The 24,257-nt window shown below is 38.7% G+C and carries 21 protein-coding genes; 15 read left to right on the plus strand and 6 right to left on the minus strand.

Going from position 1 to position 24,257, the window contains the following annotated elements; genetic code table 11:
* Positions 1-6: 6 nt before the first annotated feature.
* The 4 genes from CVS89_RS08970 (at position 7) to aqpZ (ending at position 5,296) form a co-directional block, all read left to right on the plus strand.
* Positions 7-507: a hypothetical protein gene (locus tag CVS89_RS08970; RefSeq protein ID WP_107847927.1), complete on the plus strand. Its 501-nt coding sequence runs from the start codon at positions 7-9 to the stop codon at positions 505-507.
* Positions 504-3,833, plus strand: coding sequence for an N-acetylmuramidase domain-containing protein (locus CVS89_RS08975; RefSeq protein WP_107847928.1), 3,330 nt, complete (start codon positions 504-506; stop codon positions 3,831-3,833). Before CVS89_RS08970 ends, CVS89_RS08975 begins: the two co-directional genes overlap by 4 nt.
* Positions 3,830-4,432, plus strand: a complete 603-nt coding sequence (locus tag CVS89_RS08980) for a hypothetical protein (protein ID WP_107847929.1) — start codon at positions 3,830-3,832, stop codon at positions 4,430-4,432. The genes CVS89_RS08975 and CVS89_RS08980 overlap by 4 nt, the downstream gene beginning before the upstream one ends.
* Positions 4,433-4,588: 156 nt before the next feature.
* Positions 4,589-5,296, plus strand: coding sequence for an aquaporin Z (gene aqpZ, locus CVS89_RS08985; protein WP_103597902.1), 708 nt, complete (start codon positions 4,589-4,591; stop codon positions 5,294-5,296).
* Positions 5,297-5,425: 129 nt separating this feature from the next.
* Here aqpZ and CVS89_RS08990 read toward each other — a convergent pair whose 3' ends face one another.
* From CVS89_RS08990 to ccoG, 6 genes are all read right to left on the minus strand, one after another.
* Complete coding sequence (locus tag CVS89_RS08990; protein ID WP_004318043.1) at positions 5,426-5,653, minus strand: hypothetical protein; 228 nt, start codon at positions 5,651-5,653, stop codon at positions 5,426-5,428.
* A gap of 21 nt (positions 5,654-5,674) precedes the next feature.
* Complete coding sequence (locus tag CVS89_RS08995; RefSeq protein WP_103645815.1) at positions 5,675-7,057, minus strand: efflux transporter outer membrane subunit; 1,383 nt, start codon at positions 7,055-7,057, stop codon at positions 5,675-5,677.
* Entirely contained in the window at positions 7,047-10,172 is a 3,126-nt protein-coding gene (locus tag CVS89_RS09000) for an efflux RND transporter permease subunit (RefSeq protein ID WP_107847930.1), read from the minus strand. Before CVS89_RS09000 ends, CVS89_RS08995 begins: the two co-directional genes overlap by 11 nt.
* A 10-nt stretch (positions 10,173-10,182) precedes the next feature.
* Positions 10,183-11,343 carry an efflux RND transporter periplasmic adaptor subunit gene (locus CVS89_RS09005; protein ID WP_107847931.1) on the minus strand — a complete coding sequence of 387 codons (1,161 nt, stop codon included), beginning with the start codon at positions 11,341-11,343 and terminating at the stop codon, positions 10,183-10,185.
* Between the two features lie 106 nt (positions 11,344-11,449).
* Complete coding sequence (locus CVS89_RS09010) at positions 11,450-12,076, minus strand: TetR/AcrR family transcriptional regulator (protein ID WP_107847932.1); 627 nt, start codon at positions 12,074-12,076, stop codon at positions 11,450-11,452.
* A gap of 30 nt (positions 12,077-12,106) precedes the next feature.
* Complete coding sequence (gene ccoG / locus CVS89_RS09015; RefSeq protein WP_107847933.1) at positions 12,107-13,432, minus strand: cytochrome c oxidase accessory protein CcoG; 1,326 nt, start codon at positions 13,430-13,432, stop codon at positions 12,107-12,109.
* 145 nt (positions 13,433-13,577) lie between these two features.
* On the opposite strand from ccoG, the gene rpsU reads away from it, so the two are divergent.
* From rpsU to CVS89_RS09070, 11 genes are all read left to right on the plus strand, one after another.
* The gene (gene rpsU / locus CVS89_RS09020) at positions 13,578-13,790 is read left to right on the plus strand and encodes a 30S ribosomal protein S21 (protein ID WP_009294994.1); all 213 of its coding nucleotides are present in this window, start codon (positions 13,578-13,580) and stop codon (positions 13,788-13,790) included.
* Between the two features lie 103 nt (positions 13,791-13,893).
* Positions 13,894-14,526, plus strand: coding sequence for a DNA-binding protein (locus CVS89_RS09025; RefSeq protein WP_107847934.1), 633 nt, complete (start codon positions 13,894-13,896; stop codon positions 14,524-14,526).
* Complete coding sequence (locus CVS89_RS09030) at positions 14,523-15,140, plus strand: UPF0323 family lipoprotein (protein ID WP_004318051.1); 618 nt, start codon at positions 14,523-14,525, stop codon at positions 15,138-15,140. Before CVS89_RS09025 ends, CVS89_RS09030 begins: the two co-directional genes overlap by 4 nt.
* 2 nt (positions 15,141-15,142) lie before the next feature.
* Entirely contained in the window at positions 15,143-16,324 is a 1,182-nt protein-coding gene (locus tag CVS89_RS09035; RefSeq protein ID WP_107847935.1) for a glutathionylspermidine synthase family protein, read from the plus strand.
* A 2-nt stretch (positions 16,325-16,326) separates the two neighbouring features.
* Positions 16,327-17,262, plus strand: a complete 936-nt coding sequence (locus tag CVS89_RS09040) for a D-2-hydroxyacid dehydrogenase (protein WP_107847936.1) — start codon at positions 16,327-16,329, stop codon at positions 17,260-17,262.
* Entirely contained in the window at positions 17,262-18,020 is a 759-nt protein-coding gene (locus tag CVS89_RS09045; RefSeq protein WP_107847937.1) for a hypothetical protein, read from the plus strand. Before CVS89_RS09040 ends, CVS89_RS09045 begins: the two co-directional genes overlap by 1 nt.
* A gap of 16 nt (positions 18,021-18,036) precedes the next feature.
* Entirely contained in the window at positions 18,037-18,534 is a 498-nt protein-coding gene (locus CVS89_RS09050) for a YajQ family cyclic di-GMP-binding protein (RefSeq protein ID WP_021089472.1), read from the plus strand.
* A gap of 328 nt (positions 18,535-18,862) precedes the next feature.
* Positions 18,863-19,654, plus strand: coding sequence for a DUF2314 domain-containing protein (locus CVS89_RS09055; RefSeq protein ID WP_107847938.1), 792 nt, complete (start codon positions 18,863-18,865; stop codon positions 19,652-19,654).
* A gap of 29 nt (positions 19,655-19,683) precedes the next feature.
* Positions 19,684-21,000, plus strand: coding sequence for a hypothetical protein (locus tag CVS89_RS09060; RefSeq protein ID WP_107847939.1), 1,317 nt, complete (start codon positions 19,684-19,686; stop codon positions 20,998-21,000).
* A 191-nt stretch (positions 21,001-21,191) separates the two neighbouring features.
* Positions 21,192-22,556 carry a coproporphyrinogen III oxidase family protein gene (locus tag CVS89_RS09065; RefSeq protein ID WP_107847940.1) on the plus strand — a complete coding sequence of 455 codons (1,365 nt, stop codon included), beginning with the start codon at positions 21,192-21,194 and terminating at the stop codon, positions 22,554-22,556.
* Positions 22,556-24,190, plus strand: a complete 1,635-nt coding sequence (locus CVS89_RS09070; protein ID WP_107847941.1) for a multidrug ABC transporter permease/ATP-binding protein — start codon at positions 22,556-22,558, stop codon at positions 24,188-24,190. The genes CVS89_RS09065 and CVS89_RS09070 overlap by 1 nt, the downstream gene beginning before the upstream one ends.
* Positions 24,191-24,257: the final 67 nt, after the last annotated feature.

The raw sequence follows: 24,257 nt of genomic DNA on the forward strand, positions 1-24,257 counted from the left end.
AATAATATGAAGAATGTATTTTTTATACTATTTTTAATCGTAAATTTATACTCGGATAATGAAAATTCTAAATCAAAAGAGTGGGTAGGAAATTACTCGTTTGAAGATCAGATTATGCTAGATGAAAAAAATTATCGTGGGCATATTCAGGATTTGAATATATCGATGTGTAAAAACAATATTTGTAATGTTAGGTTTGAAAGCTACCGTACATATGGTGTTAAAGGAGATGAAGATAGCGAAGGTGCAAATATTTGTCTGATAGAAGTTGAGGATAAAGCGATGAATTTGCAAATTCTTTCTTCTAAAGAAGCGGTTTTAAAATTAGCAACAAATGATAAAAGCAAAAAATGCAGTGCAAATATCATAAAGACCGATAAAGGCTTTAAATTTACTAATCCAGAAATAAATGCAAATGAGTGCGCAAATATACTTATAGATTATGGTTGTGGAGAAGGAACTGATCCGTATTGGGACGGAGAATTTATAAAGGATGAAAAGAAATGATTTTTAGAGATTTAAGCGACGATGAGTACGGTAAGCGACTGAGTGCATTTATGTGCAATATTGAAGTACATCCAGATTCTGAGCTAGTTAAGTCTGGTCGTTATTTAAAGCCATATGCAGATAACTCCAAAAATGCTGACAGTGGAAGTATTGCTATCGGGCATGGACTAGATTTAAAAAAAAATGCTACAAGCGAAATCACAAAGTTGTACCAAGGTGTTTTTGGAAATGGATGGCAACTAACAAAAGAAGAACTTTCGATTTTGAGAAACTATAAAAATGGCACTATAACCACATCAATGGCTTTGAGGAAATTTAATTCTTTATCCAATTTAAGTCTTAATCTAAAGACAAGAGATAATGCATATAAACTATACTCTTTAACTCTTAGTACTTATGAAAATAAAGTCAATAGTGACATTCCAAAATCCTACGAAAGACTAGCACTAGTCTCAAGAGCGTACAATCACTATGGCTCAGATCTTATGAAAGCTGTATCGCAAAGAGATAGATTTTTAATATGGTTTCATTTGCGTTATACCATAAATACTCAAGGAGGCAAAGAGTTAAATGGCCTAACCAAAAGAAGGTTATGGGAATCGGATATTTTTGACCTTAAATATAAAGACGATTTTGAGGCGATAATAAATATTTTTAATCACATGAATATATCAAAATACAATGATCAAACAATAGCTAAATATATACGAGCATATGAAGGAAGAAATTTTACCGAAAAAAATATCACAGATTTTAAAGCGGATGCCGAAAGTAGGAAGCTTAAAAACTACTTTTCATTTAAATATAATAAAATCAATGCTACTCTTGCTCCATTTGTGGATAAGCTCCACTCTCTTCTAAAAGAAGTTATCAATACTACATTTGATAATAAAAATATATATGTTGTATACTTAAAAAGTGATGGTACTAACAATATATCAGCTATAAATAAAGCACTACAAGAACGCGAGAAAAACTCAGAATTTAAAGAAGGTAAAAAAGAAGAAATTTTACTAATATATCCTCATCAATCTGCTCAGCCAACAGCACCATATCAACCAAAAAATACAAGGCTAACTATTATTTTAGCAAGTGGAAACTATTTAGATTGTTCTAATCTCAATCCATCAGGCAATAGCAGCGAAAGTAGACTAATACTAACCAACTATAAATTTAACTCATACAAAACAAATTACAACGCTAGTAATATAAAATTTATAAACCCTTTTACAAGTAAAGAAACTATACTTTATAAAGATGAAGTTGGAAATTTTATATCACAAGACAAAAAATATTCCTACAATAGCGCAAATAAAATAGTATTAAATTTCTTTGATAATCTAAATTTTAACCTACTAAATTTTGCCAAAGAAAATGGCTCTTTAAGAAGTGATAAGGCTTCGTCAATGTTTGATATAAAGCTTAAATTAGCAAGCAACAACAGCAGTGTCCCTACTACCAATAATGGAAATTTTAATCTAGTAGTGACAAATTTAATAATCACTGATGAAAATCAAAATAGCACTGACATAAAAGAGATATATTTGCACAACGGAGAAGATAAGAGGGTATACAAATCATATTATCTTAAGAAAAATGAAACTACCAACGATGATGAGTTAGAGAAAAACTCATATACGGCCAAATTTAATATCAATTTGATCTCAGACAAAAATCAAGGAGCATTTAAAAAGACTACAAAATTTATACTTGCCGCTCGTGATCTAAGCAAGGACTACTCTACTAGTGAAATCCACAGCATGAGCGATAACGGTGTCGTATCGCTTGAAGCCAATCAGAAACAAAGCGGACAAGCTACATACGAGCTAAAAACATCACTCATTGATATAGCAAATAATATATTCAATGTGACAATAGACATCCCAAACAAAAAAGATAGAACAACAATAACCACAAAAGATACAATAAACCTAAAGGCAAAATATAAGCCAAACAAGGGAGACGATAACTATAAAGAAATAAACTGGTCTTATAAGATAATCAAAAAAGATGAATACAATGGTGAAGTAAGAGCAAATATAGTAATAAACGACATAAAACTAGAAGGCGAGAAATTTAAAGGCAAAGAGATAAACTTCACCCCGCAAACGGATATAAAAGATCAAGAGCTACTCGAAAAACTAAAAGAAGATGATAGCACTATTGTGTTTTTTGCATGTTTGAAAGCTCCAAGATATACAACAAGATATGGAAAAACACACGGAAAAATTGATTTTAAAGTGCCTATAAAGCTTAAATATGAAAACAGCAAACTTTATATATATGAATTTGGCCATACTGACAAGAATTTAGGCTTTGACGCAAGCTTATCAGATAAATTTAGTTGCGAGATCAATGAGACAAAAAAATCAACTAACTCTGGTGGAAAATATTACATAAGTTCAAGCATAAATAGTCAAAATATAGGCATCTTTAAGGATTATAAGCTAAAAGATCCTGCTTATCAAGTAATAAGTATTAATGGTAAGTCCAGTAGAGTGTCTTTTGAAATTTATGTAGCTGATAGTAAGACCAAAAGTATAATATCGGGTAATAAAGGCGGAATAAATCTAATAAACAATGAAAATAAAAGTAAATTTATTTCTAAATTTAACGAAATAAAACAAAAAGTTAAACTAGAAGACGGAGAATCTGTTAGTATTGAAATAATTGAAGATGACGTTTGTTTTTGTTTAAGTCAAGGCTTAGTTAAAAAGAGCTGTGGTGGAAATGGTTGTAATATAAACGATAATGACTATGCAACAACTGCCAAAGAACTAGGTATTGAAAAAGAAGTATTAATGGCAATAGCAAGCCAAGAGTCTAAACATGCTTCGTTTAAAGCAGTAAAACAAGCCACTATTTTATTTGAAAGACATAAGATGTATAGGCTTCTTATTAAAAAAGGTAATACTAAAGCCAGCGTAGATGCACTATCTAAAAAATATCCAAGTATCGTAAATGAAGATAGTGGTGGTCATAATGATATGACATCATACGATAAACTTAAAACTGCAAAAAGTATAGATTATGACTGTGCTATTCAATCGTGTTCGTGGGGAAAATTTCAAGTCATGGGATTTCACTATGCTAATTTATATTCATCACCTAGGGAGTTAGAAAAAGCTATGAATATGTGTGAATTGCAACAATTCAAGTATTTTGTTTTATATCTTAAAAAAACGAACGGTATGGTTAATGCATTGAAGAGCAAGAACTGGGAAGAAATAGCGACACTATATAATGGCCCTAAATGGAAAGAGAAAAACCCAGAATACGCAAACAATATTAAGAGATATTATAATCAGTTTAAGGCATCTAAATGAAAATAGTTTATATAACAGTTTTACTAGGCTCATTTTTATTTGCTTCTGAAATTTCAGAAGCTTTTGGTGATCTAGATGGTGATAGTGTGGATGAAAGGGTAGTGGTTTGGCAAGATAGTGACTTGCATAGAGTTTTGCAAATTTTCAAAAAAGATAGTGAAAATAAATGGATAAAATGGCAAGAATTTAGTAATGTAATAATGAATTCTGATGAAGGTGGTGCCATGGGAGATCCTTTTGAAGGTTTGGAGATAAAAAATAGAGTGATCACAATAAATCATAGTGGCGGTGGCGGTAGATTTGAGTGGAGCTATATCCACAAATACAGACTTGATTTAAAAGATAAAATTTGGAAATTAATAGGCGTTACTGTAGATATGCTAGATAAAAATGTAAGAGATCAAAGCTTAGACTATAACCTACTAACAAAGAAAGCCATATATAAGGTAGAGTGCTTAACAAAAGAGGTAAGCAAATGCAAAAACATAAAAAATTTTGCGTTTGATGTAAAAAATAATAACCAAATAGATATGAATAAAATAAAACTTGGAGAAAACCAACTTATCGTGCCAAAATATAATGAGAAAATATATTATTGACGCAACAGAGATGTTAAATTTTTAATTTAGGGTATTGCTTTGTAAAGCACTCTAAATTTAACCAAAAACCGCAAGAAAACTTTATCTTTACAATATTTTGTAATGTCACACATTTTTGCTAAAATCGCCCCTTTTAATTTACCTAAAAGGGAGAAAATGAAGAGATATTTAGCTGAGTTTTTTGGCACATTTTGGTTAGTTTTTGGAGGTTGCGGTAGCGCGATATTTGCAGCAGCTTTTCCAGAGCTTGGTATCGGATTTGTAGGTGTTGCGTTTGCTTTTGGTCTTACAGTTCTTACGATGGCTTACGCAGTTGGTCACATCAGTGGCGGACACTTCAACCCTGCTGTCTCAGTTGGCCTATTAGTAGGCGGAAGATTTGATAAAAAAGACTTCGTGCCTTACGTCATCGCACAAGTTATCGGAGCGATCGCAGCTGCTGCTGTGCTATATCTTATCGCTTCAGGCAAGGCTGGATTTGACGCTACTGCAAGCGGTTTTGCTAGCAACGGATACGGCGAGCACTCACCAAATGGCTACAATCTAGTCTCAGCACTTGTTGCAGAGATAGTTCTAACTGCGTTTTTCCTTATCATTATCCTAGGTGCTACTGATGAGCGTGCACCAAAGGGCTTTGCACCGATCGCTATTGGCCTTGGTTTGACACTTATCCACCTTATCTCGATACCTATCACAAACACATCGGTTAATCCAGCTCGCTCAACTGGCGTTGCGATATTTCAAGGCACTTGGGCACTAGAGCAGCTTTGGCTTTTCTGGGTTGCGCCTATCGTTGGAGCTATCATCGGAGCTATCATTTATAGGATTTTAGGCTGCACATGCGGCTGCAAAAGCGCAAAATAATCAAATTTTATGCTTCAAGGGGCGATCTTCGCCCTTTCTACTCTTTCAAATTTAAATAAGTAAAAAGAAATTTATAAGATATTTTTGAGGGGTCATCTAAGAAATTTAATTCTTAGATGAAAAGAGGATTTAGGCCTTTTTTGTCATCGCCCTAATAGGTATAACAAATATCGCTGCGATAAGGTAAAAAACGATACCAAAGACAGCTGCCATCATAAATATCTCGCCGATATCATAAAAGCTTGACTCAAGCCTAATAGTATCCACGTAATTTATCGCAAACCATAATGCTACGCCAAGAGCGATAGCAAAAACAAAAAATCCCCAAGAAAATAAAAAATTTAAAATCTTAGTCATCAACTTTTCTCCTTTTTGAGTTTATTTATCTACCTTAAATCCGCCGCCAAGTGCTCTATAAACTTCGACTGCGCTATCTACCTCGTCAAGCTTTGCAGAGACATCTTGAAGCTTTGCTTGAAGCAAATTTCTCTCCGCATCGAGAAGCTCTAAGTGACCGATATAGCCAGCGTTATACTGATCTTTAGCAAGCGAATAAATTTTTTGCTGAGATTGTAGCAAATTTTTTACCTGATCCAAAGAGAGCTTTGCGTTTTGCCTTGAGATAAGGGCATCTCTAACCTCTCCAAGGGCCGATCTAACAGTTGCTTCGTAAGTGATAGCTGCGATTTGCTCGTTTGTCTCAGCAACGCGGACATTATTTTTTGTCCTGCCGTAGTCAAATATTTTTTGCGCTAAAGAGCCACCTATATTCCAAGTATTGGCATTTCCTACAAATATATTTTCAAAATCAATACTTGTAAAGCCCAAAAGTCCAGTAAGTGAGATTGTAGGAAAATAATCAGCCTTTGCTACGCCCACAAGGGCATTTGTAGCTTTTAGATCTGCTAGTGCCTTTGCCACGTCACTTCTTCTAAGCAAAACATCTGAGCTGATGCCAGCCTTTATCTCAGGTGAGCTTGGTAAATTTTGCGCACTAGCAACGGCTCCTTTTAAAATTTCATCATTGCTCTTGCCAGTTAGGATGGCTAGCGAAGTAAGCGCTTGCGACTTTGAGTTTAGCACTGAAGTTAGGCTAGTTTTTGCCCTTTCAACCTCAGCTTTGCTTTGTAGATAGGTCATCTCATTTATGCCACCAAGATCAAGCTGCGTCTTTCGAAGTGCCAGCGTGTCCTCATAGGTTTTTAGTGTCTCTTTTAGCACCGCTTCTTGCATGTTTAGTGACACTAGAGCAAAGTAGCTTTTTGCCACACTTGAGCTAAGGCTTAGTCTGGCGCTATCATAGTCAAATTTGCTCGCATTTAAATTTTCATTAGCTGCAAGCACGCTATTTCTTACTCTACCCCAAAGATCTATCTCATAGTTTAGCCCTAAATTTATGCTAGAGCTTCTATAGCGTGTTTGAGGCTGCCCAGTGTAAGTTTCACCGCTGGTTTTTGCTTTGGTATAACTTACATTTAAATTTACCCCAGGGAGCAAGCTAGCCTCAGCAACGCCAAGGCTCGCCTTTGCCTTCTCTAAATTTAAATAGGCAATGCGTAAATTTGTATTTTTCTCAAGCGCACTTTCAACAAGAATATTTAAATTTTCATCTTTAAATTCCTTCCACCAAAGATCTCTTATATCGCTTGTCTCGAAAGTGTATGTTGAGGTAAAATTTGTATCCACATTTGGCATATCTGGGCGAAACGAGCAACCAGCCAAAAACGCCGCTGTTATAAGTATAAACGCCTTATTTTTCATCTTTTTTTGCTCCCTTTTTCCAGTATTTTTCATTTAAATTTTCAAGCAAATAGTAAAACATAGGCACGAAAAATATCGCTATCGTAGTAGAAGCGATCATGCCGCCAACTACGCCAGTTCCTAGTGAGTGACGAGATGCAGCGCCAGCACCCGTGCTTATAGCCATTGGGAAAACGCCTAGAGTAAATGCGATCGAGGTCATTACGATAGGTCTAAAGCGAAGTTTGGCCGCATTTACAGCTGATTCAAATATGCTCTTTCCACTCTCGCGCTCTTGCATAGCAAATTCTACGATCAAAATGGCGTTTTTGGCCGCTAGGCCGATGAGTAGCAAGAGTCCGATCTCAAAGTAGATATCGTTTGTTAGCCCTCTTAACCAAACTGCTAGCAACGAGCCAAATACCGCAAACGGCACGGCTGTGATAACAGCAAGTGGGATGAGCCACCTCTCGTACTGAGCGGCAAGGATTAGGAAGACAAAGATCATACCAAAGATAAAGGCAGTTGTGCCTGTTCCTTGAGAATTTACCTCTTGATATGCCGTTCCTGCCCAGCTTATAGCGTACTCATCGCTACTTAGCGTGTCATTTACGACCTCTTGGATCGCCCTTATCGCATCACCTGATGTGTAGCCAGGTTTTGGATCGCCCATGATCATAGCCGCTGGAAAGAGGTTAAATCTATCAACGATATCAGGTCCGATCGATCTTGTAAGCGTTGCTACTGAATTTAGTGGCACCATGCCGCCATCTTTTGAGCGGACGAAAATTTTTCTTAGATCCTCGGGGTTGTTTCTAAAGTTATCGCTTGCCCTTGCATATACGCGGTATGATTTACCCGCAAGGTTGAAGTCGTTTATGTAGTAAGAGCCAAAGCTAGCTGCTATCGTGCTAAAAATTTCGCTCTCGCTTACGCCAAATAGCCTTGCCTTTTCTTTATCAACCGTTATCTTAAACTGGCGATAGTTTGTCTCAAGCGTCGTTCTTACGCCAGTTAGCTCAGGTCTTGCGTTTGCAGCTGCAGTTACCTTTCTAGCATCCGCTTCTATCTCGTTGTAGCTCTTGCCGCTCTTATTTTGTAGATACATCTCAAAGCCGCCAGTCATTGATAGACCCATGATAGGAGGTAAATTTACAACAAAGGTCATTGAGTTTTTAGAGCCCCAAAGCATGCCGTTAAACTGCCCAGCCAAAGCATCTGCGCTATCTGCAGCGCCTTTTCTCTCGCTCCAGTCTTTTAGTTTAATAAAGCTAACGGCTGAGTTTTCTCTAAGTGAGCCAGCTAGCATATCGTATCCTGCAAAACCCATGCTAAATTCAACATTTGGATTACTCAAAATAGCACCGCTGATAGAGGCTAGCTCATCTTTTGTCTTTAGCATATTTGTAGAAGGTGGAAGCGAGGTGATAACCATCAAAGCGCCCTTGTCCTCTGAAGGCACAAGTCCTTTTGGCACTTTCTGAAATAGCCCATACGTTGCAAATCCCATGATACCAATGACAATAAAGCTAATAAATACATGTTTTAAAATTTTTGCCACGCCTGCTGTGAAAATTTTAGTGCTAAAGTCAAAAAAGTCGTTAAATTTCTGAACTATCCAAAATGGCTTGCTCTCTTGCCTTTTAAGCATAACCGCGCAAAGTGCTGGCGTAAGAGTAAGAGCAACAAAGCCAGAGATACAAACAGAGACGACAAGTGTTAGCGCAAACTGCTTTTGTATAACGCCTACAAAGCCCTCCATAAAAGATACCGGCACGAAAACCGCACAAAGCACGAGCACGATAGAGATAACTGGGGTTTGTACCTCCTCCATCGCCTTAAATGTCGCGTTTTTTACGCTTATATCTTTATCTTCATGTAAAATTCTCTCAACGTTTTCTATAACGATGATCGCGTCATCCACGACGATACCGATGGCTAGGATCAGGGCAAAAAGTGTGATCAAATTTATACTAAAGCCCATCACATAAAGCCCGCCAAATGTGCCTATGATAGAGACTGGCACGGCGAGCATTGGTATGATGGTAGCTCTAAAGCTCTTTAAGAAGAAGTACATTACGATAAGAACTAGCACCATCGCCTCGATAAAAGTTTTTATGACTTCGTCTATTGAGACGGTGATAAATTCAGTTGGATTGTAGGCTATCGTGTGCTCTAGGCCAACTGGGTAGGTTTTCTTTAGCTCTTCAAGCTTTGCTTTGACCGCTTCAGCCGTTGCTAGAGCGTTTGCGTCGTTTTGCAAAAATAGCAAAAGTGGCACTGCTGGCTTGCCATTTAGCATAGCTTCAGATGCGTAGCTAGCAGCTCCGAGCTCGACTGTGGCGACCTCTTTTAGCTTGACAACTGTGCCGTCTTCACTTTTTATCAAAATTTCACCAAACTGCTTTGGATCTTTAAAACGTCCCTCAGAAACTACAGAATAAACATAAGGATTTTCACCCTTTGATGGCTGCTCGCCGATCTTGCCAGCGGCGTATTGTGAGTTTTGAATTCTTACTTGAGAGATGACGTCGCTTGGAGTTAGTTTAAACTGAGATAGTCTGTCTGGCTTTAGCCAAATTCTCATTGAGTACTCTTTGCTGCCAATGAGCGCTGTATCGCCGATGCCATTTACTCTTTTGATCTCGTCGGCGATGTTTAAATTTACATAGTTATATAGCTCCACTAGGTCCATATTTGGGTTTGAAAAGCCAACTACTTGAAGGATCGAGCCACTTCTTTCGCGCACCGTTACACCCATGTTTTGCACCTCTTGAGGCAGTCTTGAAAGGGCAGCTTGCACGCGGTTATTTACATCGATCGTAGCTTGTTTTGATGATGAGCCGATCTTAAAATATACACTTATATTCATAGTACCTGCAGAGCTTGAGGTGCTTTGCATATAAAGCATATTTTCAACGCCGTTTATCTGATCTTCGATCGCACTTGCGACTGAGTCAGCGATAGTCTGTGCATCAGCACCGCTATATGACGCACTTACTGATACTTCAGGCGGAGTAAGACTTGGATACTCCTCTATTGGAAGCCCCTTGATACCCATAAAACCTGCTATAACTATGATGATAGATATAACAGTTGCAAATATCGGGCGGTTTATGAAAAATCTTGAAAACATCTATCTGCCTTTACTTGCTACTTGTAGCGTTTGCATCTTTGCCGTTTATAAATTCTGCACTTAGGTCTTTATCAGTTTCAACTGGTGCGCCAACTCCGATTTTAAGGAAGTTACTAACTATTATCTTATCGCCCTCCTCAAGACCCTCAGTCACAACGATCATATCTTTTGTTTGGTAGCTAGTTTTTACATTTTTTTGGCCTACTTTGCCATCTTTTACGACCAAAACATAAGTGTTTGTAGCGCTTTGCTGAAGGGCGACTTGCGGGATGTTAAAGACATTTTTTTGAACAAATCCGCTCATCTTTATATGACCAAACGCACCTGGTAAAATTTTACCCTCGCTATTATCAAAGCTAGCCTTTGCTAAAACGCTACCAGTTGCGGTATTTACGACATTATCTATAAATGTCACTTTGCCAGTGAAATCTTCATTGTTTAAATTTAAGACAGCCTCGCTATTTAGTTGCTGCCAAGCGCCACTATCTAAATTTGCTTTTCTACTTAGATTATCCACGTCTGCGATGTAAAAGTCAGCTTCGATCGGATTTATCTTAGTTAGTCTTACAAGCTGGGTTTGGCTTGCTACTACAAGTGAGCCAACATCGACTTTATTATCGCCCACTACGCCGTCAAATGGAGCTACTATACTTGTGTAGCCTAGATCTATTTTTGCACTTTTTAAATTTGCTTTTGCGCTTACTAAATTTGCATTTGCGATATCGTAATCTGCAACGGCTGCGTCGTAGTCTTTTTGAGAGACTGCATTTTTCTTATAAAGGGCAGAAATTCTTTTAAACTCAGTCTCGGCATTTTTTAAATTTGCATTTGCCACGCCAACGGCTGCGTCAAGTGAGTCGTAGCTGGCTTGATATTTCTCTGGATCTATGAGAAATAGCTTCTCTCCAGCCTTGACCTTATCGCCAGGCTTAAAAAACTGCTTTATGATCGTGCCGCCAACCTTTGGATAGATGATGACATCTTGGTTGCTAGTAACTGTGGCTGTGTAGTCAAAGCTAATAGGCACATCCGCTTTTTGTGCAACAAATATATCAACATGAGATGTTGGCATTTGCTGACCTGCAGCAGCCTTTTTGTCGCCACTTTCAAAGCAGCCAGAAAGCAAAAAAACGGCAGCTGAAAGCACAAGAAAACTTTTAAATTTCAACATAAAAACCTCTCTTAATTTTAAATTTTAATCCCGAATTTAGTTTTGTAATTTTTATTACAAATTATAAAAGTCACTGACTATAACTAAATATAAATTAAAAGTCAAATCAACTTTTAACAATGCCATTTAAAAATAGCTCCACGTACAAAGCAACGTGCTCTTCACGCTCTTTTTTGCTTAGTTTTGGCTCTTCGTTCAACATAAGCGAATCAAAGTAGCAAAGCCCGATCACACTTTGTATAAAACACTTTGTGATAAATTTGGCTGGAAATTTTGGATTTAGCTGTGATTTTACCTCATCTCTTTCAAAGAAATTTATAAGCACAAGGTCGATCCTATTTAAAATTTGATCCAAAAATGCCCTGCCAAGCTTGCCGCCATTTTTAGAACCCTCACTCATCATTATCCTGCCAAGTGAGATATTTTTCTTGGTGCAGACGATGGAGAAGATGATGGTTGCAAATTTGGTTAAAAACTCCTCCAAGCTGTGAGAAATTTTAAGATCTATCTTCTCATCGATCTCTTTTATAAGAGCGTCTATCTCTTGCTCGATGATCGCTTGAAAAAGCCCCTCTTTGCTCTCAAAAAATGTATAAATGCTAGCAAGCGAGCCGCCACTTATCGCCACGATATCGCTAAGGCTCGTCTTTTCGTAGCCATTTTTTAAAAATAGCTCAAGCGCTGTTTTTACGATGAGCTCGTATCGTTTTTTGCCTTTTTCTGATATCGCCATTTCACTTCCCGCTAAATTTTTGCCATTTTATCATCTTTTAGGATAGATAAAGGTGCTAGCCCTTTGCACGCTGATAGTTGGCTCGTCAGTGGCGTAAGCTTTTATACTTATATGTTTTAAAAGATCTTTTTCGCTTGTGTTTTCATTTTTTGATTTTAGCGTGACGATGACCTTTTGTTTTGCGCCAGCTTTTAGCGTAAATGGCTTATTTGGACGAGAAATTTCTATGCTTTTATCATCTATCTCAAAGTAAAATTTATGATCCTTGCTTTGGGTATTTTGCACTAAAAATACGTAAGAATTTTCAACCTCACCTTGATCTAAAACCTTGTAAAGCTCGCTTGTTCTATTTATATTTAAAAGCATGCTCTCTTTTTTACCACTCATCAGCGCCGCAGCTACCAAAACTACGCACAAAATGACAAGATAAGCAACCGTTCTAAATCTAAAAATTTTCACCTTTTTATTTTCATTTTGAGAATTTATGCTTCTCCACTCTATAAGCGAGCTCTCGTTAAAATGCCCCATCACTTTAGCGCATGCGTCACTGCACTCAAGGCAGTTTATGCACTCAAGCTGCATGCCCTTTCTTATATCTATATGCGTCGGACATATCCTCACGCAGGCCTCGCACCCAGTACAAAGCGCGCCTTCTTCTTTTGGCTTTTTAAATTTCTCTTTGCCATCATATATGACGCCACCTCGTTTTTGATTATAGATAACTTGTATCGTGTCGCTATCAAACATAACTGACTGCACCCTCGCATACGGGCAGACATAGACGCAGAAATTCTCTTTTAAAATGACCACGTCATAGACTAGCCAAGCAGCGATGCTAAGCCAAAATGCAAGTAAAATTTTATGCTCCGCGGGGTCACTTATATAGGCTAAAAACTCAAATGGCGGCACAAAAAACCACATAAAATTTGCAGCTATTATGAGTGCTAAAACGCACCAAATTCCAACAGCTATTGCACGTTTTAAAATTTGACCTTGCGGCTCGTTTTGTTTGTTTTGGATATTTTTTCTGATCTTTAAAATTTTAGTCTGCAAAAGGTCACGAAAGACCGCTCTAAAAATGGTCTGCGGACAGCTCCAACCGCACCAGACACGCCCTGCAAGCGTCGTTAAGAAAAATATGCTTAAAAATAAAGTGATAAACAAAAATGGCATCAAATATAGCTCTTGCATATCAAATTTTGTAAAAAATAGATCAACTCTGCTCTTATCAAAACTTAGCAAAAATAGCTGCGCGTCATTTATCCTAATAAATGGCAAAATAAATACAAATAACGTGATACAGGCAAAAAAAATATAACGCCTCTTGGCGTAGCTAAGATGAATATCCTTTGACATGGTGAGCCTTTTTTGAAATTTTTAAGATTATAAATTTTGGGTTATTAAAAAAGTATTAAATATTTTAAATTTGCCTAAAAAGCTTAAATTTATAAAAAACAGACTATACTCACGGCTTATTTTAATCTGAAAGGTGGTGAGGACGTTGCCTGGTATTAAGGTACATCCTAACGAGTCATTTGACGAGGGTTACAGAAAGTTTAAAAAACAAACTGACCGTAATTTAGTCGTTACTGAAGCAAGAGCTAGACGCTTCTTTGAGCCTAAAACTGAGATCCGCAAGAAACAAAAAATTGCAGCTCGCAAGAAAATGCTTAAACGTCTTTATATGCTTAGACGCTACGAGTCAAGACTCTAAAACCAAGACAAAGAGGGCTTTGCTCTCTTTGTTTAACTCTTCTTTTAGCCTTATTTTTTTATAATCAAAGCAATTTTTTTATTTTATTTTAAACGGAAATCCGATGCAAAAGCTAGCTGTAAATGAAGCTGCAGAAATTTTAGGCATAACAAAAGAAGCAGTCTATAATAGAATCCGCCGAGGCTCGTTAAAAACGGTCATTGAAAATGGCACTAAATTTGTCATCCTTGACGAGGAGCCAAGTAGCGAAAAACCCGCAAAAACCGCTTCAAAAAGCACAAAAACTAAATCCCAAAACGACGAGTTTGTAAGCTATTTGCTAAATGAGCTAAATGAGCTTAAGAGCCTAAATTTAAATTTGCAAGCCGACAAAGATAGGCTTTTTAAAGAAAAAGAGCAGATGCTCATTGAGCGCAAAAATGAAATTTTGCAAATTTACAAGGATAGAGACGAGAAGCTCATGCAGTTTCTAAACGCCATGCAAAGGCCGCTTTTAGCACCTAAAAACGAAAGTGCCGCAAGCGAAGTGGCGATAGATGCGCAGATAGAGGATGAGTCAAAATGGATAAATTTAAGCGAATATCTAAAGGAGTTAAATTTAAAGCCAAAAGCGACAAAAAAGATCAGTGAAAAGATAATAAAAGCGATACATCACTCCAAATTTATCAAATTTAAACGCGGCGTGATACTTGTTAGAAGACATAAAAATTTAAAAGAGTTGATAGGAGAGATATGAAACACATTAAAAAGATAGCAACTTATGCTGCGGTTGGGGGATTTGGTGCCATTATCATGGCTGGACTTGCTGGTTGTGGGAGCGACGATGGCGGTAACGAAAACGCACTAAACGAAGTTGCGCAAAAAAACGGTGCCTTTGTCATCATCGAAGAGAGCGCACCTGGCGTTTATAAAATTTTAGAAGAGTATCCAAGCACTGAAACGAGGGTCGTTTTAAAAGATATGAACGGTACTGAGCGCGTGCTAAGCAAAGATGAGATCGATAAACTTCTAGCTCAAGCAAACGCAAAGATCGACAATAACACTTCAAATTTGACAAGAACGAGCGATGCACAGCTAAGTAGCGGCGGGCTAAGCCTTGGCGAGACTATCCTTGCTTCAGCAGCTGGCGCGATACTTGGTAGCTGGATAGGCAGTAAGCTCTTTGGTAACCAAAATTTCCAAGCAAATCGCCAAAGCACATATAAAAATCCAAGTGCTTACACAAGAAGCGTCGATAGCTTTAACAAGCAAAAAGCGGCAAATTCTGCTGCAAGAAGCAGCGGCGGTAAGAGTGGATTTTTTGGTGGTGGCTCAAAGTCAGGCTCTAGCTCATCAAGCTTTGGAGGCTGAAAATGATAAATTTAAGAAAAATCACCCCATTAAACAACGAATTTATGGAAAAAATCGGCTTTGCATGGCATACAGATAACGACAACAGCTCGTATATCGCTGATGAGATCGTGCAGGTAAGCGAAAAAGAGGCAAATGCCTACTACGAGGCGGCAAACGAGCTATATGATATGTATGTAAATGCCGCTCAACACGTGATCGACAACAACCTTTTTCACGAGATAGGCATACCATTTAACCTTGTTGATATCATTAAAAATAGCTGGGAAAATGACGTTCATTGGCACCTTTACGGCAGGTTTGACCTAGCTGGAGGGCTTGATGGTAAGCCTATAAAGCTCATTGAATTTAACGCTGACACGCCAACGGCAGTTTTTGAGACGGCGATCATCCAGTGGGCGATGCTAAAGCTAAATCACATGGACGAAGCAGCCCAGTTTAACGACCTTTACGAGTCGCTAAAGCAAAATTTTAAACGCCTTGTCACACTTGGCGACGAGGATGCAGACTTTGACGAGCTTTACGAGGGCTGGGGGATACTCTTTAGCAGCATCGCTGGCAGTATCGAGGACGAGCAGACCGTAAAACTACTGCAATACATCGCAAAAGAGGCTGGCTTTAAAACAGACTTTTCTTACGTTGATGAGGTCGTTTTTGACGATAATGAGGGCATTTTTAAAGGTGAAGAAAATTTCGAGTATTGGTTCAAGCTTGTCCCTTGGGAGAGCATAGCGATCGATGAGGGTGAGCTGGCTCTGATACTTTCAAACATCGTCAAAAATCAAAAAGCTATCATCATAAATCCAGCCTACACGCTGCTTTTCCAAAGCAAAGGGATCTTAAAAATCCTTTGGGATCTATATCCTAATCACCCGCTCTTGCTTGAGACCTCAAATGAGCCGCTAAAAGGCAAAAAATATGTGAAAAAGCCGGTATTTGGAAGAGAAGGTGCAAACGTCTCTATATACGATGAAAACGGCGCACAAATAGCAAGCAGTGATGGCGAATACGACTCAAACAAAGCCATCTATCAAGAATTTTACGAGTTTAACCAAGATGAGAAGGGCGAGAGCTACCAAGCAGGCGTATTTTACGCTTATGAGGCGTGCGCGCTTGGATATAGAAAGGGCGGTAAAATTTTAGATAACTACTCTAAATTTGTAGGACATTTTATTAAGGATTAAAGATGAAGATCGTTTGTTTAGACGCGGCAACTCTTGGAGAAAACGTAGATCTTAGTGTTTTTAAGAAATTTGGCGAGTTTATCAGCTACCAAAAGACTAAGAGCGATGAGGTCGTGCCTCGTCTAAAGGGCGTTGATATCGTCATCACAAACAAGGTCGTCATCGACAAAGCCGTGATGGACGCGGCAAATTTAAATCTTATCTGCATAAGCGCAACTGGGATGAATAATGTCGATCTAGAGCATGCAAAAGCTAAAAATATAGCTGTTAAAAACGTCGCTGGCTACTCAACTGCAAGCGTCGTGCAGCACACGTTTGCCTTGCTTTTTGAGCTAACAAATCGCATCAAATTTTATGATCACTACGTAAAAAGTGGCGAGTGGGTGAAAAGCGAAATTTTCACCTATCTTGGCGCAGATATCAGCGAGATCGCTGGCAAAGAGTTTGGCGTCATCGGACTTGGCGAGATAGGACGCGGCGTGGCGGCAGCGGCACGTGCATTTGGCGCAAACGTGAGCTACTACTCGACAAGCGGAGCAAATAAAAATAGTGAGTTTGCGCAAAAAAGCTTAGAGGGGCTACTAAGAAGCAGCGACATCATCAGCATCCACGCACCGCTAAATGAAAAGACTAGAAATTTACTAGGCGCAAACGAGATAACTTTGCTAAAAGATGATGCGATAGTGCTAAATTTAGGACGCGGCGGCATAGTGGATGAAGCTGCTATGGCAAGGGCGATAGATGAGAGAAATTTACGCTTTGGCACCGACGTTTTAGAAAGCGAGCCAATGAGCAAAAATAGCCCATTTTTAAATGTAAAAAACAAAGAAAATCTACTAATCACCCCGCACGTAGCATGGGGCAGCTTGGAGGCTAGAAAGACACTCATCGTAAAGATCGTCGCAAACATCGAAAATTTCATAAATGAGAACAGATAATGGGCTATGATATAAGCTATCACGCCATTAGCGAAGATGAAATTTCAAAGTGGTATTTTGAGGCACTTGAGCTTACAAGGGCCAGTAAGTTTGACGAGGTTTTAGCACTTGCTAGCAAGGCTGGCGTAGAGAAATTTTACGCCCAAAAGTACAAAGATACACTAAGCGCTGCGTTACAGTATGAAGACGATGAAATTTTTAACAAAACTCACGGCTTTTGTATCGCTGTCACGCAAGGTTTTTTTAGAAAGTATTTCTACACTCGTGGCAAATCGCTAAGCTCTTTGGCGCGGCAAAATGAGAAATTTAAAAACTACATCAGCAACTGGCGAGAAATTTTACCAAGTGAGTTTTTGGATAAATTTAGTGGCGAAATTTATAATGAGATCACCGAAAACTACTGTTGTGGCGCTTATGTAAACGCTAAAAACGTAGCTAAACTAAAGGCTGACTATGAAGCAGATGGCGAGATAAAAGAGGCGATTGATGGCTTTTACGCTCAAAATTTACCTGCATTTTTAGATGCGCTAAACTATGCATGCGAGCTAGAAATAGGCCTGCTCGAGGCCACTGAGGTCGTGGAGCCAAATCCACTTGATCTAAACAAATCAAGCTCATATTCAAATCTCTTTAACTGCGATCCAAATGGAGCTATCATCTACACACAAACTGCGATGCAGCAGATTAGCGAGACAGTAGAGCAAGAAGAGACTGGCAAAAAGTCGATTTTTGAGAAGATAAAAGGGCTATTTAAATAAATTTGAAAGGATAAAAATGGCAACCGAACATAGCTTTGATATAAGTGCCGAGGTCGATATGATGGAGGTTAAAAACGCTCTTGAGACGGCAAAAAAAGAGATCGCAGCAAGGTATGACTTTAAGGGGCTTGCGGCTGAGGTAGAGCTAAATGAAAAGGAGAAATTTATCACGCTTCTTAGCTCAAGTGACAACAAGATCGACGCGCTAAAAGATATCGTGATCTCAAAGCTCATCAAGCGTAACATCCCACCAGTAGCGATCACAGAGACAAAAAGAGAGCCAGCGAGCGGGGGAAATTTAAAGGCGACGCTAAAGCTAAATGATACGCTTGACGGCGAAAACTCAAAAAAGATCACCAAAGCGATCAAAGACTCAAAGATCAAAGTAAGCGCGCAGATCAGGGGCGAAGAGATCAGAGTGACAAGCAAAAGCATAGACGATCTGCAGGAGTGTATAAAGCTGGTTAGGGGGTTGAATCTAGAACTTCCGATAAGCTTTAAAAACCTAAAATAATGGCTTCTCGTGAGCGCCTTTAAATGAGCTAGAAAAATTCTCGCTGCGCAGGCTATATCGCATGTTTTCGCTTTATTATGCGTCGTTGATTTAAATTTTTGCTCGGTCATTACCAGCTCGGTAACTCCCGTCACAAAAATTCAAATCGCCTCGCCTAATTTTGCGAAATAATTGTGCGAATTTTGTATTTAAAATTTTGCAGGATTTTGGGCTAAATTTGCGAAATTTCGCATGATTTTGTATCTAAAATTTGGCGTATTCATGGATGAAATTTCGCCTTATCGTTTTATTTAAATTTGATCTATCTAAATTCTAAAAAGGAGTAAAAATGGGCTTTTTTGAGAAAATCCTTGGTAAGCAAATAGACCTTGGTGAGCAGATGCCGATCTATTTTGTAAGTAGAGACGAAGACTACATGCAGCGCGCATTTGAGCAAGCTCGTGAGAGCTTTAAGTATTTTTGGCGTGAGCTTTACTGGGAGCGCCGCAGGATCGCGCCAGGACTTGATTATGCGATGGTAAAAATTTGCTTTTTAGATGTTGTAAATGGCGAAGAAGTTGGCGAGCACATGTGGGTAAATGACGTTGAATTTGACGGAGATACGATATATGGCACGCTCGTAAATGAGCCAGATAGCGTGCAAAACGTCAAAGTTGGCGATCAAATAAGCGCAAAATTTACCGATATGAGCGACTGGCTTTTTGCGATAGATGGACGTGCTTATGGCGGCTTTAGCGTGCAGGCGATGCGCTCACGCATGCAAAAAGATGAACTAGCCGAGCATGACGCGGCTTGGGGGCTTGATTTTGGCGATTATAACGACATTTTGGTAGTTTTCGAGCAAAAAGAGCACCCAGAAAATTTGATAGAGCATCCGATGAGCAAAAATATGCGCGGCCAGGTGGAGCAGTATATAAAAGCGCATCCAAGCATGGTCGCAGACACTGACGAGCTTGGCTTTACACAGCTTCACCACGAGGCACTTGCTGGGAATTTAACGATCGTAAATCTTTTGCTAGAAAACGGCGCAAATAAAAACGCCCGCACAAAAAGTGGCAAAACAGCGGCAGAATTTGCTAAGCAAATAGGCTGGAGCGAAATCGAAAAGGTGCTTAAATAGCATTTCGTGTAAATTTTTAGGATTTAAATTTGAGTTATCAAGACATTTTAGATGAAAAAGATGAGAGCGTTAAAAACGCTAGAAAATTTATAAATTTCTTAAAGGCAAATTTCTCAAACTGCGAGATAAGAAGCAGCAAACAAGCGCGTTTGATCACTCTTTTAAACGAAGAAAACGACCTTTTTGACAGGCTAAATAGGACAAATTACGCTGAAATTTCAAAGGAGTTAAAGGAGCTAAAAGAGCGAATTTGCTTCGTGATCTTAGACATAAAAGATGAGATTGCAAAGGATTTTGAAGATAAAAACTATGAAATTTATAAAGGCGCAGCAAATAGCGACGAGGAGCGCCTTGAAAAGATAAAAAATGAGCTACTTTTAAACTCATTTTTTGAGAGCCGTCTTGGCGAGCATTCGGCAAATTTAAAGGCAAATTTCATAAAAGAGTGCGCTACAAATTTCTTCAAGCACTCAAATTTTATCGTCCCAGTCGTCAGCATGCTTTGCTACTTTTTGTATTTTGGCTTTGAGATCGGCTACTTTCCGAGTTTAGATAGCTCAGAGATGATATTTACAGGTATCTTGCTATTTTGCGCGACCGCGATCGTGACGGCTTTTGAGATCGCTATCTTGGTCTTTGTCTCCTACCTTTACCAAAATGACGATAAAAAGTATAAATTTAAAAAGCCGAAATTTCTATTTTTTTATAGCTCAAATTTCATCTATTTTTTAACGCTCATCTCATTTGCCATTTTGGCCTTTGCGGCCTTCAAGCTAAACTACGGCTGGGGCGCTATTTTATCGCTACTTTTGCTCTCTTATGCTGGGGTAAATTTGGCAGTTTTCTTTAAAGATAGATCAAATTTCATCATCTATCTTTTGTCATTTCTCATGCTTTTGCTCTTTATAATTTCGGTTGTCGTCTCAGAAAATGGCAGATTTTTAGCACTTTGGATACTCTTTTGCTCGTTTATGCTCTCTTTTATGCTGGGCGTTGCGAGCATCAAAGAGACAAAGGATTTTTCATTTCTTTTTTACGCTGCGCTTTCGCTTATGATCGTTTCAAACTCGCTTTTGTTTATCAAATACACAGCAAAAACCTTTAATATAGGCGATGTGGATTATAAATTTTTACTTGTGGATAAAAGTGCGTTAAAAGCGCTACCTAGCTCACTTTGTGAGGCAAAAGACAAAGAGCAAACGCCTTGCGAGATAGATGAAAAAGCGGTTAAAATTTATAATGTGAAGTCGCTTTGTAATATCGGTAAATTTTACTACTTGCAGACAAAAGACGGAGTGAAATTTGAGCTTGACTCAAGCAAGGTCATCTCAAGAGTAAAAGAGTAAGTAGGCTAAAGCTTAAATTTATAGAGCAAAAGCGAGCTAGATATGTAAAAATCGCAGGTTTGTAAAAATAGAAAATTTAAAAAATGATCGCATTTTTTACTCAAAATTTACGTTAATGCAAGGCTAAATTTATTAAAATTTGGCTATCCTAATGGACTAAATTAAAACTAACTTATTTAAGGCGATTAATTATGATTTTTAAAAATATTGTTGAGAGTTTTGCTGTAAATTACGCTCATAATTCTATACAAAAATCGCTATATAACGAATTTAACATAGACATTTTAAACACGACTTACACCAAAACTCCAAAAAAAGACAAAAAATATATGCTCTACGCTCACGTGCCATTTTGTCACACATTTTGCCCGTATTGCTCGTTTCACAAGTATCATTACGAGCAGGAGCTTGCGAAAATTTACTTTGAAAATTTACGCGAGGAGATGAGGCAGATAAAAGAGGCTGGCTTTGACTTTACGTCGCTTTATGTGGGCGGTGGCACGACGCTTATAAACGAGCCAGAGCTTGAAAAAACGCTAAAACTCGCAAAAGATCTCTTTAGCATAGAGGATGTCTCAGCAGAGAGCGACCCAAACCACATCTCGCCAGAGAGTTTGAGCCGTTTTGATGGGCTCATCAACCGCTTAAGCGTAGGCGTGCAAAGCTTTGATGACGAGACTTTAAAAAGAGTTGGCAGATACGATAAATTTGGCTCGGCTGAGGAGACAAAAAGAAAGCTTGAGCAGGCTATCGGCAAGATACCAGTCATCAGCTTAGATCTCATCTTTAACCTACCAAATCAGACAAAAGAGCAGCTAATAAACGACATAAACGTCGCAAAATCGATCTCTCCGCAGCAAATCACCTTCTATCCGCTAATGAAATCAGAACTAACAAGAGAGAACATCGCTCGCGCACTAGGTGTCTCAAACGTCGATAATGAGCGCGAATTTTACGAGATCATCGTGAGCGAATTTGATAAAGGTGGCTACAGGCAAAGTAACGCTTGGGCATTTTCAAACGAAAAAAGCGCAGACCTTCGCGACGAATATGTAGGCTCAAATTTAGAGTACGTGGGCGTTGGTAGCGGGGCATTTAGCTTCCTTGACGGCCAGCTTGTGATAAATGCCTTTAACCTACTTGACTACGGCAGAAAGGTCAAAGATAGACAAAGCCCAGTCATCGCAAAATGCGCATTTAGCAAAAAAGAGCGACTAAAATATACATTTTTAACAAGGCTTTTTGACGGTGCTGTGGATATCAAAGCCTACAACGAGCAAAACAACGCAAATATCAACAAAGACCTATTTGTCGAGCTTAGCTTGCTAAAACTTGTAAATGCGATCTATGAAGAAAATGGTGTTATCAAGCCAACATTTTTTGGCAAATATATCTGTGTCGTGCTCATGCGCGACTTCTACGCTGGCATGGACAAGGTGCGCGCGATATTTAAGGATGACGCGAAGATCAAGCGCAGCAAGGTGCTTCACATCATGAGTGAAAATACCGAGCAAAAATTTGATCAAAACATCATCCAGCCACGTGCTGCCATGTAATGCTTGCGAATTTAATAAAAAGCAATCTTTTTTCAATAATAAAAATAGTGATCCTGACGCTTGTCTTTAGTGGGCTTGGCGTCTGGACGCTCTCTTTTATCAACAACGAACTTGTAAATTTAAAAGAATTTAACGCCTTTGTAGCGGTTAAATTTATAGTTGTTTTGCTTCTCTTTTTTCTAAGCGCCATCGCTGCAAACATCTCGCTCACAAATTTCGGACATAAATTTATCTACGAGCTTAGATATCAAAGTGTAAAGCAAATTTTAGACACGCCAAATAGCGTGATAAACGAGATCGGCAAGGCAAAGATCATAGCAAGTCTAAACAATGACATAAAGACGATCACATTTGCATTTATGAGCGCTACTGGCTTCATACAAAGCCTAGTTTTCATCATCTGTGCGAGCATCTATCTTTGCGTGATCGCGCCAAAAGTTTTTATATTTAGCGCCGTTTGGATCGGTGCGACACTTTTTATAAACACGCTTTTTATGAAGAAAATTCACTTCTATTTTAAAGATTCAAGGACGCAAGATGACGCGCTGCAAAGGCACTACGACGACATCGTTGAGGGGCACAGAGAGCTTAGCCTAAACAGAGAAAGAGCGCAAATTTGCTTTGATGAGCTAAATTTGACAGGCGATAAGAAGCGACAAAGCATGGTAAAAGCCGACGTATTTCACGCACTAAGTGATAATTTCACAAACGTGATGCTCCTTGGCTCGGTTGGACTTTGCGTATTTTTGTGCGTGGCATTTGGCTGGGCGAGCCTGCAAACAGCACTTAGCATAAGCCTTACGATACTATTTTTAAGAGGCTCATTTATGAGCATGGTTGGCTCCATACCAGCCGCACTTAGCGCAAAGGTGAGCTTAGAAAAGATCATGAGTTTAAATTTAAATGAATTTAAAGAAGGCTTTAAATTTGATGATAGCCTAAGCGATGAGTGGCAAAGCATCAGGCTAAAGGATATAAATTTCAACTACGACCACGGCAAATTTAGCCTAAATGATGTAAATTTAGAGATCAAACGCGGCGAGATAACATTTATCATCGGTAAAAATGGCAGCGGCAAAAGCACGCTTATAAACATTCTTTGCGGACTTATCCGTCCAAGCAGCGGTGAAATTTACCTTGATAGCACAAAGATAGATGAGGCAAATTTACAAAGCTATCAAGCCAAGATAAGTGCCATCTTTGCTGATTTTTATCTATTTTCGCAAACACTCTCTCATGAAGGCTTTGCCAGCCAAAGCGATATAGATGAACTTTTAGCTCTGCTTGAGATCGATAAAAAGGTAAGTGTCATTGATAATAAACTTAGCACCACGCAGCTCTCAACCGGTCAGAGAAAGCGCCTAAGCCTGCTAATAGCCATATTAGAGCGCCGCTCTATCCTTATCCTCGATGAGTGGGCGGCCGATCAAGACCCGCTATTTAAACGTAAATTTTACAAAGAAATTTTGCCGTTTTTACAAAGCAAGGGTGTGAGCGTCATCGCCGTAAGCCACGATGATAGCTACTTTGACGTGGCAACTAGGATCATTTTAGTAAAAGATGGCTTTGTGCGTGAGCTTGATGAGGCTGAGCGCATAAGTGCTGCAAAAGACGCCGTTGAGAAGATAAAATAAGAGTATTTTTTACACAAAAAGAGATTTGAGTGCGCTACTCTTGAGCTATTTCAAGATCAAATAAATT

It is taken from the genome of Campylobacter concisus, from assembly GCF_003048615.2.
GTDB classification, from domain to species: Bacteria; Campylobacterota; Campylobacteria; order Campylobacterales; family Campylobacteraceae; genus Campylobacter_A; species Campylobacter_A concisus_C.

Coding starts and splice junctions, on each gene's coding strand:
- CVS89_RS08970 (WP_107847927.1), top strand. CDS start 7: ATGAAGAATGTATTTTTTATACTATTTTTAATCGTAAATTTATACTCG.
- CVS89_RS08975 (WP_107847928.1), top strand. CDS start 504: ATGATTTTTAGAGATTTAAGCGACGATGAGTACGGTAAGCGACTGAGT.
- CVS89_RS08980 (WP_107847929.1), top strand. CDS start 3,830: ATGAAAATAGTTTATATAACAGTTTTACTAGGCTCATTTTTATTTGCT.
- aqpZ (WP_103597902.1), top strand. CDS start 4,589: ATGAAGAGATATTTAGCTGAGTTTTTTGGCACATTTTGGTTAGTTTTT.
- CVS89_RS08990 (WP_004318043.1), bottom strand. CDS start 5,653: ATGACTAAGATTTTAAATTTTTTATTTTCTTGGGGATTTTTTGTTTTT.
- CVS89_RS08995 (WP_103645815.1), bottom strand. CDS start 7,057: ATGAAAAATAAGGCGTTTATACTTATAACAGCGGCGTTTTTGGCTGGT.
- CVS89_RS09000 (WP_107847930.1), bottom strand. CDS start 10,172: ATGTTTTCAAGATTTTTCATAAACCGCCCGATATTTGCAACTGTTATA.
- CVS89_RS09005 (WP_107847931.1), bottom strand. CDS start 11,343: ATGTTGAAATTTAAAAGTTTTCTTGTGCTTTCAGCTGCCGTTTTTTTG.
- CVS89_RS09010 (WP_107847932.1), bottom strand. CDS start 12,076: ATGGCGATATCAGAAAAAGGCAAAAAACGATACGAGCTCATCGTAAAA.
- ccoG (WP_107847933.1), bottom strand. CDS start 13,432: ATGTCAAAGGATATTCATCTTAGCTACGCCAAGAGGCGTTATATTTTT.
- CVS89_RS09025 (WP_107847934.1), top strand. CDS start 13,894: ATGCAAAAGCTAGCTGTAAATGAAGCTGCAGAAATTTTAGGCATAACA.
- CVS89_RS09030 (WP_004318051.1), top strand. CDS start 14,523: ATGAAACACATTAAAAAGATAGCAACTTATGCTGCGGTTGGGGGATTT.
- CVS89_RS09035 (WP_107847935.1), top strand. CDS start 15,143: ATGATAAATTTAAGAAAAATCACCCCATTAAACAACGAATTTATGGAA.
- CVS89_RS09040 (WP_107847936.1), top strand. CDS start 16,327: ATGAAGATCGTTTGTTTAGACGCGGCAACTCTTGGAGAAAACGTAGAT.
- CVS89_RS09045 (WP_107847937.1), top strand. CDS start 17,262: ATGGGCTATGATATAAGCTATCACGCCATTAGCGAAGATGAAATTTCA.
- CVS89_RS09050 (WP_021089472.1), top strand. CDS start 18,037: ATGGCAACCGAACATAGCTTTGATATAAGTGCCGAGGTCGATATGATG.
- CVS89_RS09055 (WP_107847938.1), top strand. CDS start 18,863: ATGGGCTTTTTTGAGAAAATCCTTGGTAAGCAAATAGACCTTGGTGAG.
- CVS89_RS09065 (WP_107847940.1), top strand. CDS start 21,192: ATGATTTTTAAAAATATTGTTGAGAGTTTTGCTGTAAATTACGCTCAT.
- CVS89_RS09070 (WP_107847941.1), top strand. CDS start 22,556: ATGCTTGCGAATTTAATAAAAAGCAATCTTTTTTCAATAATAAAAATA.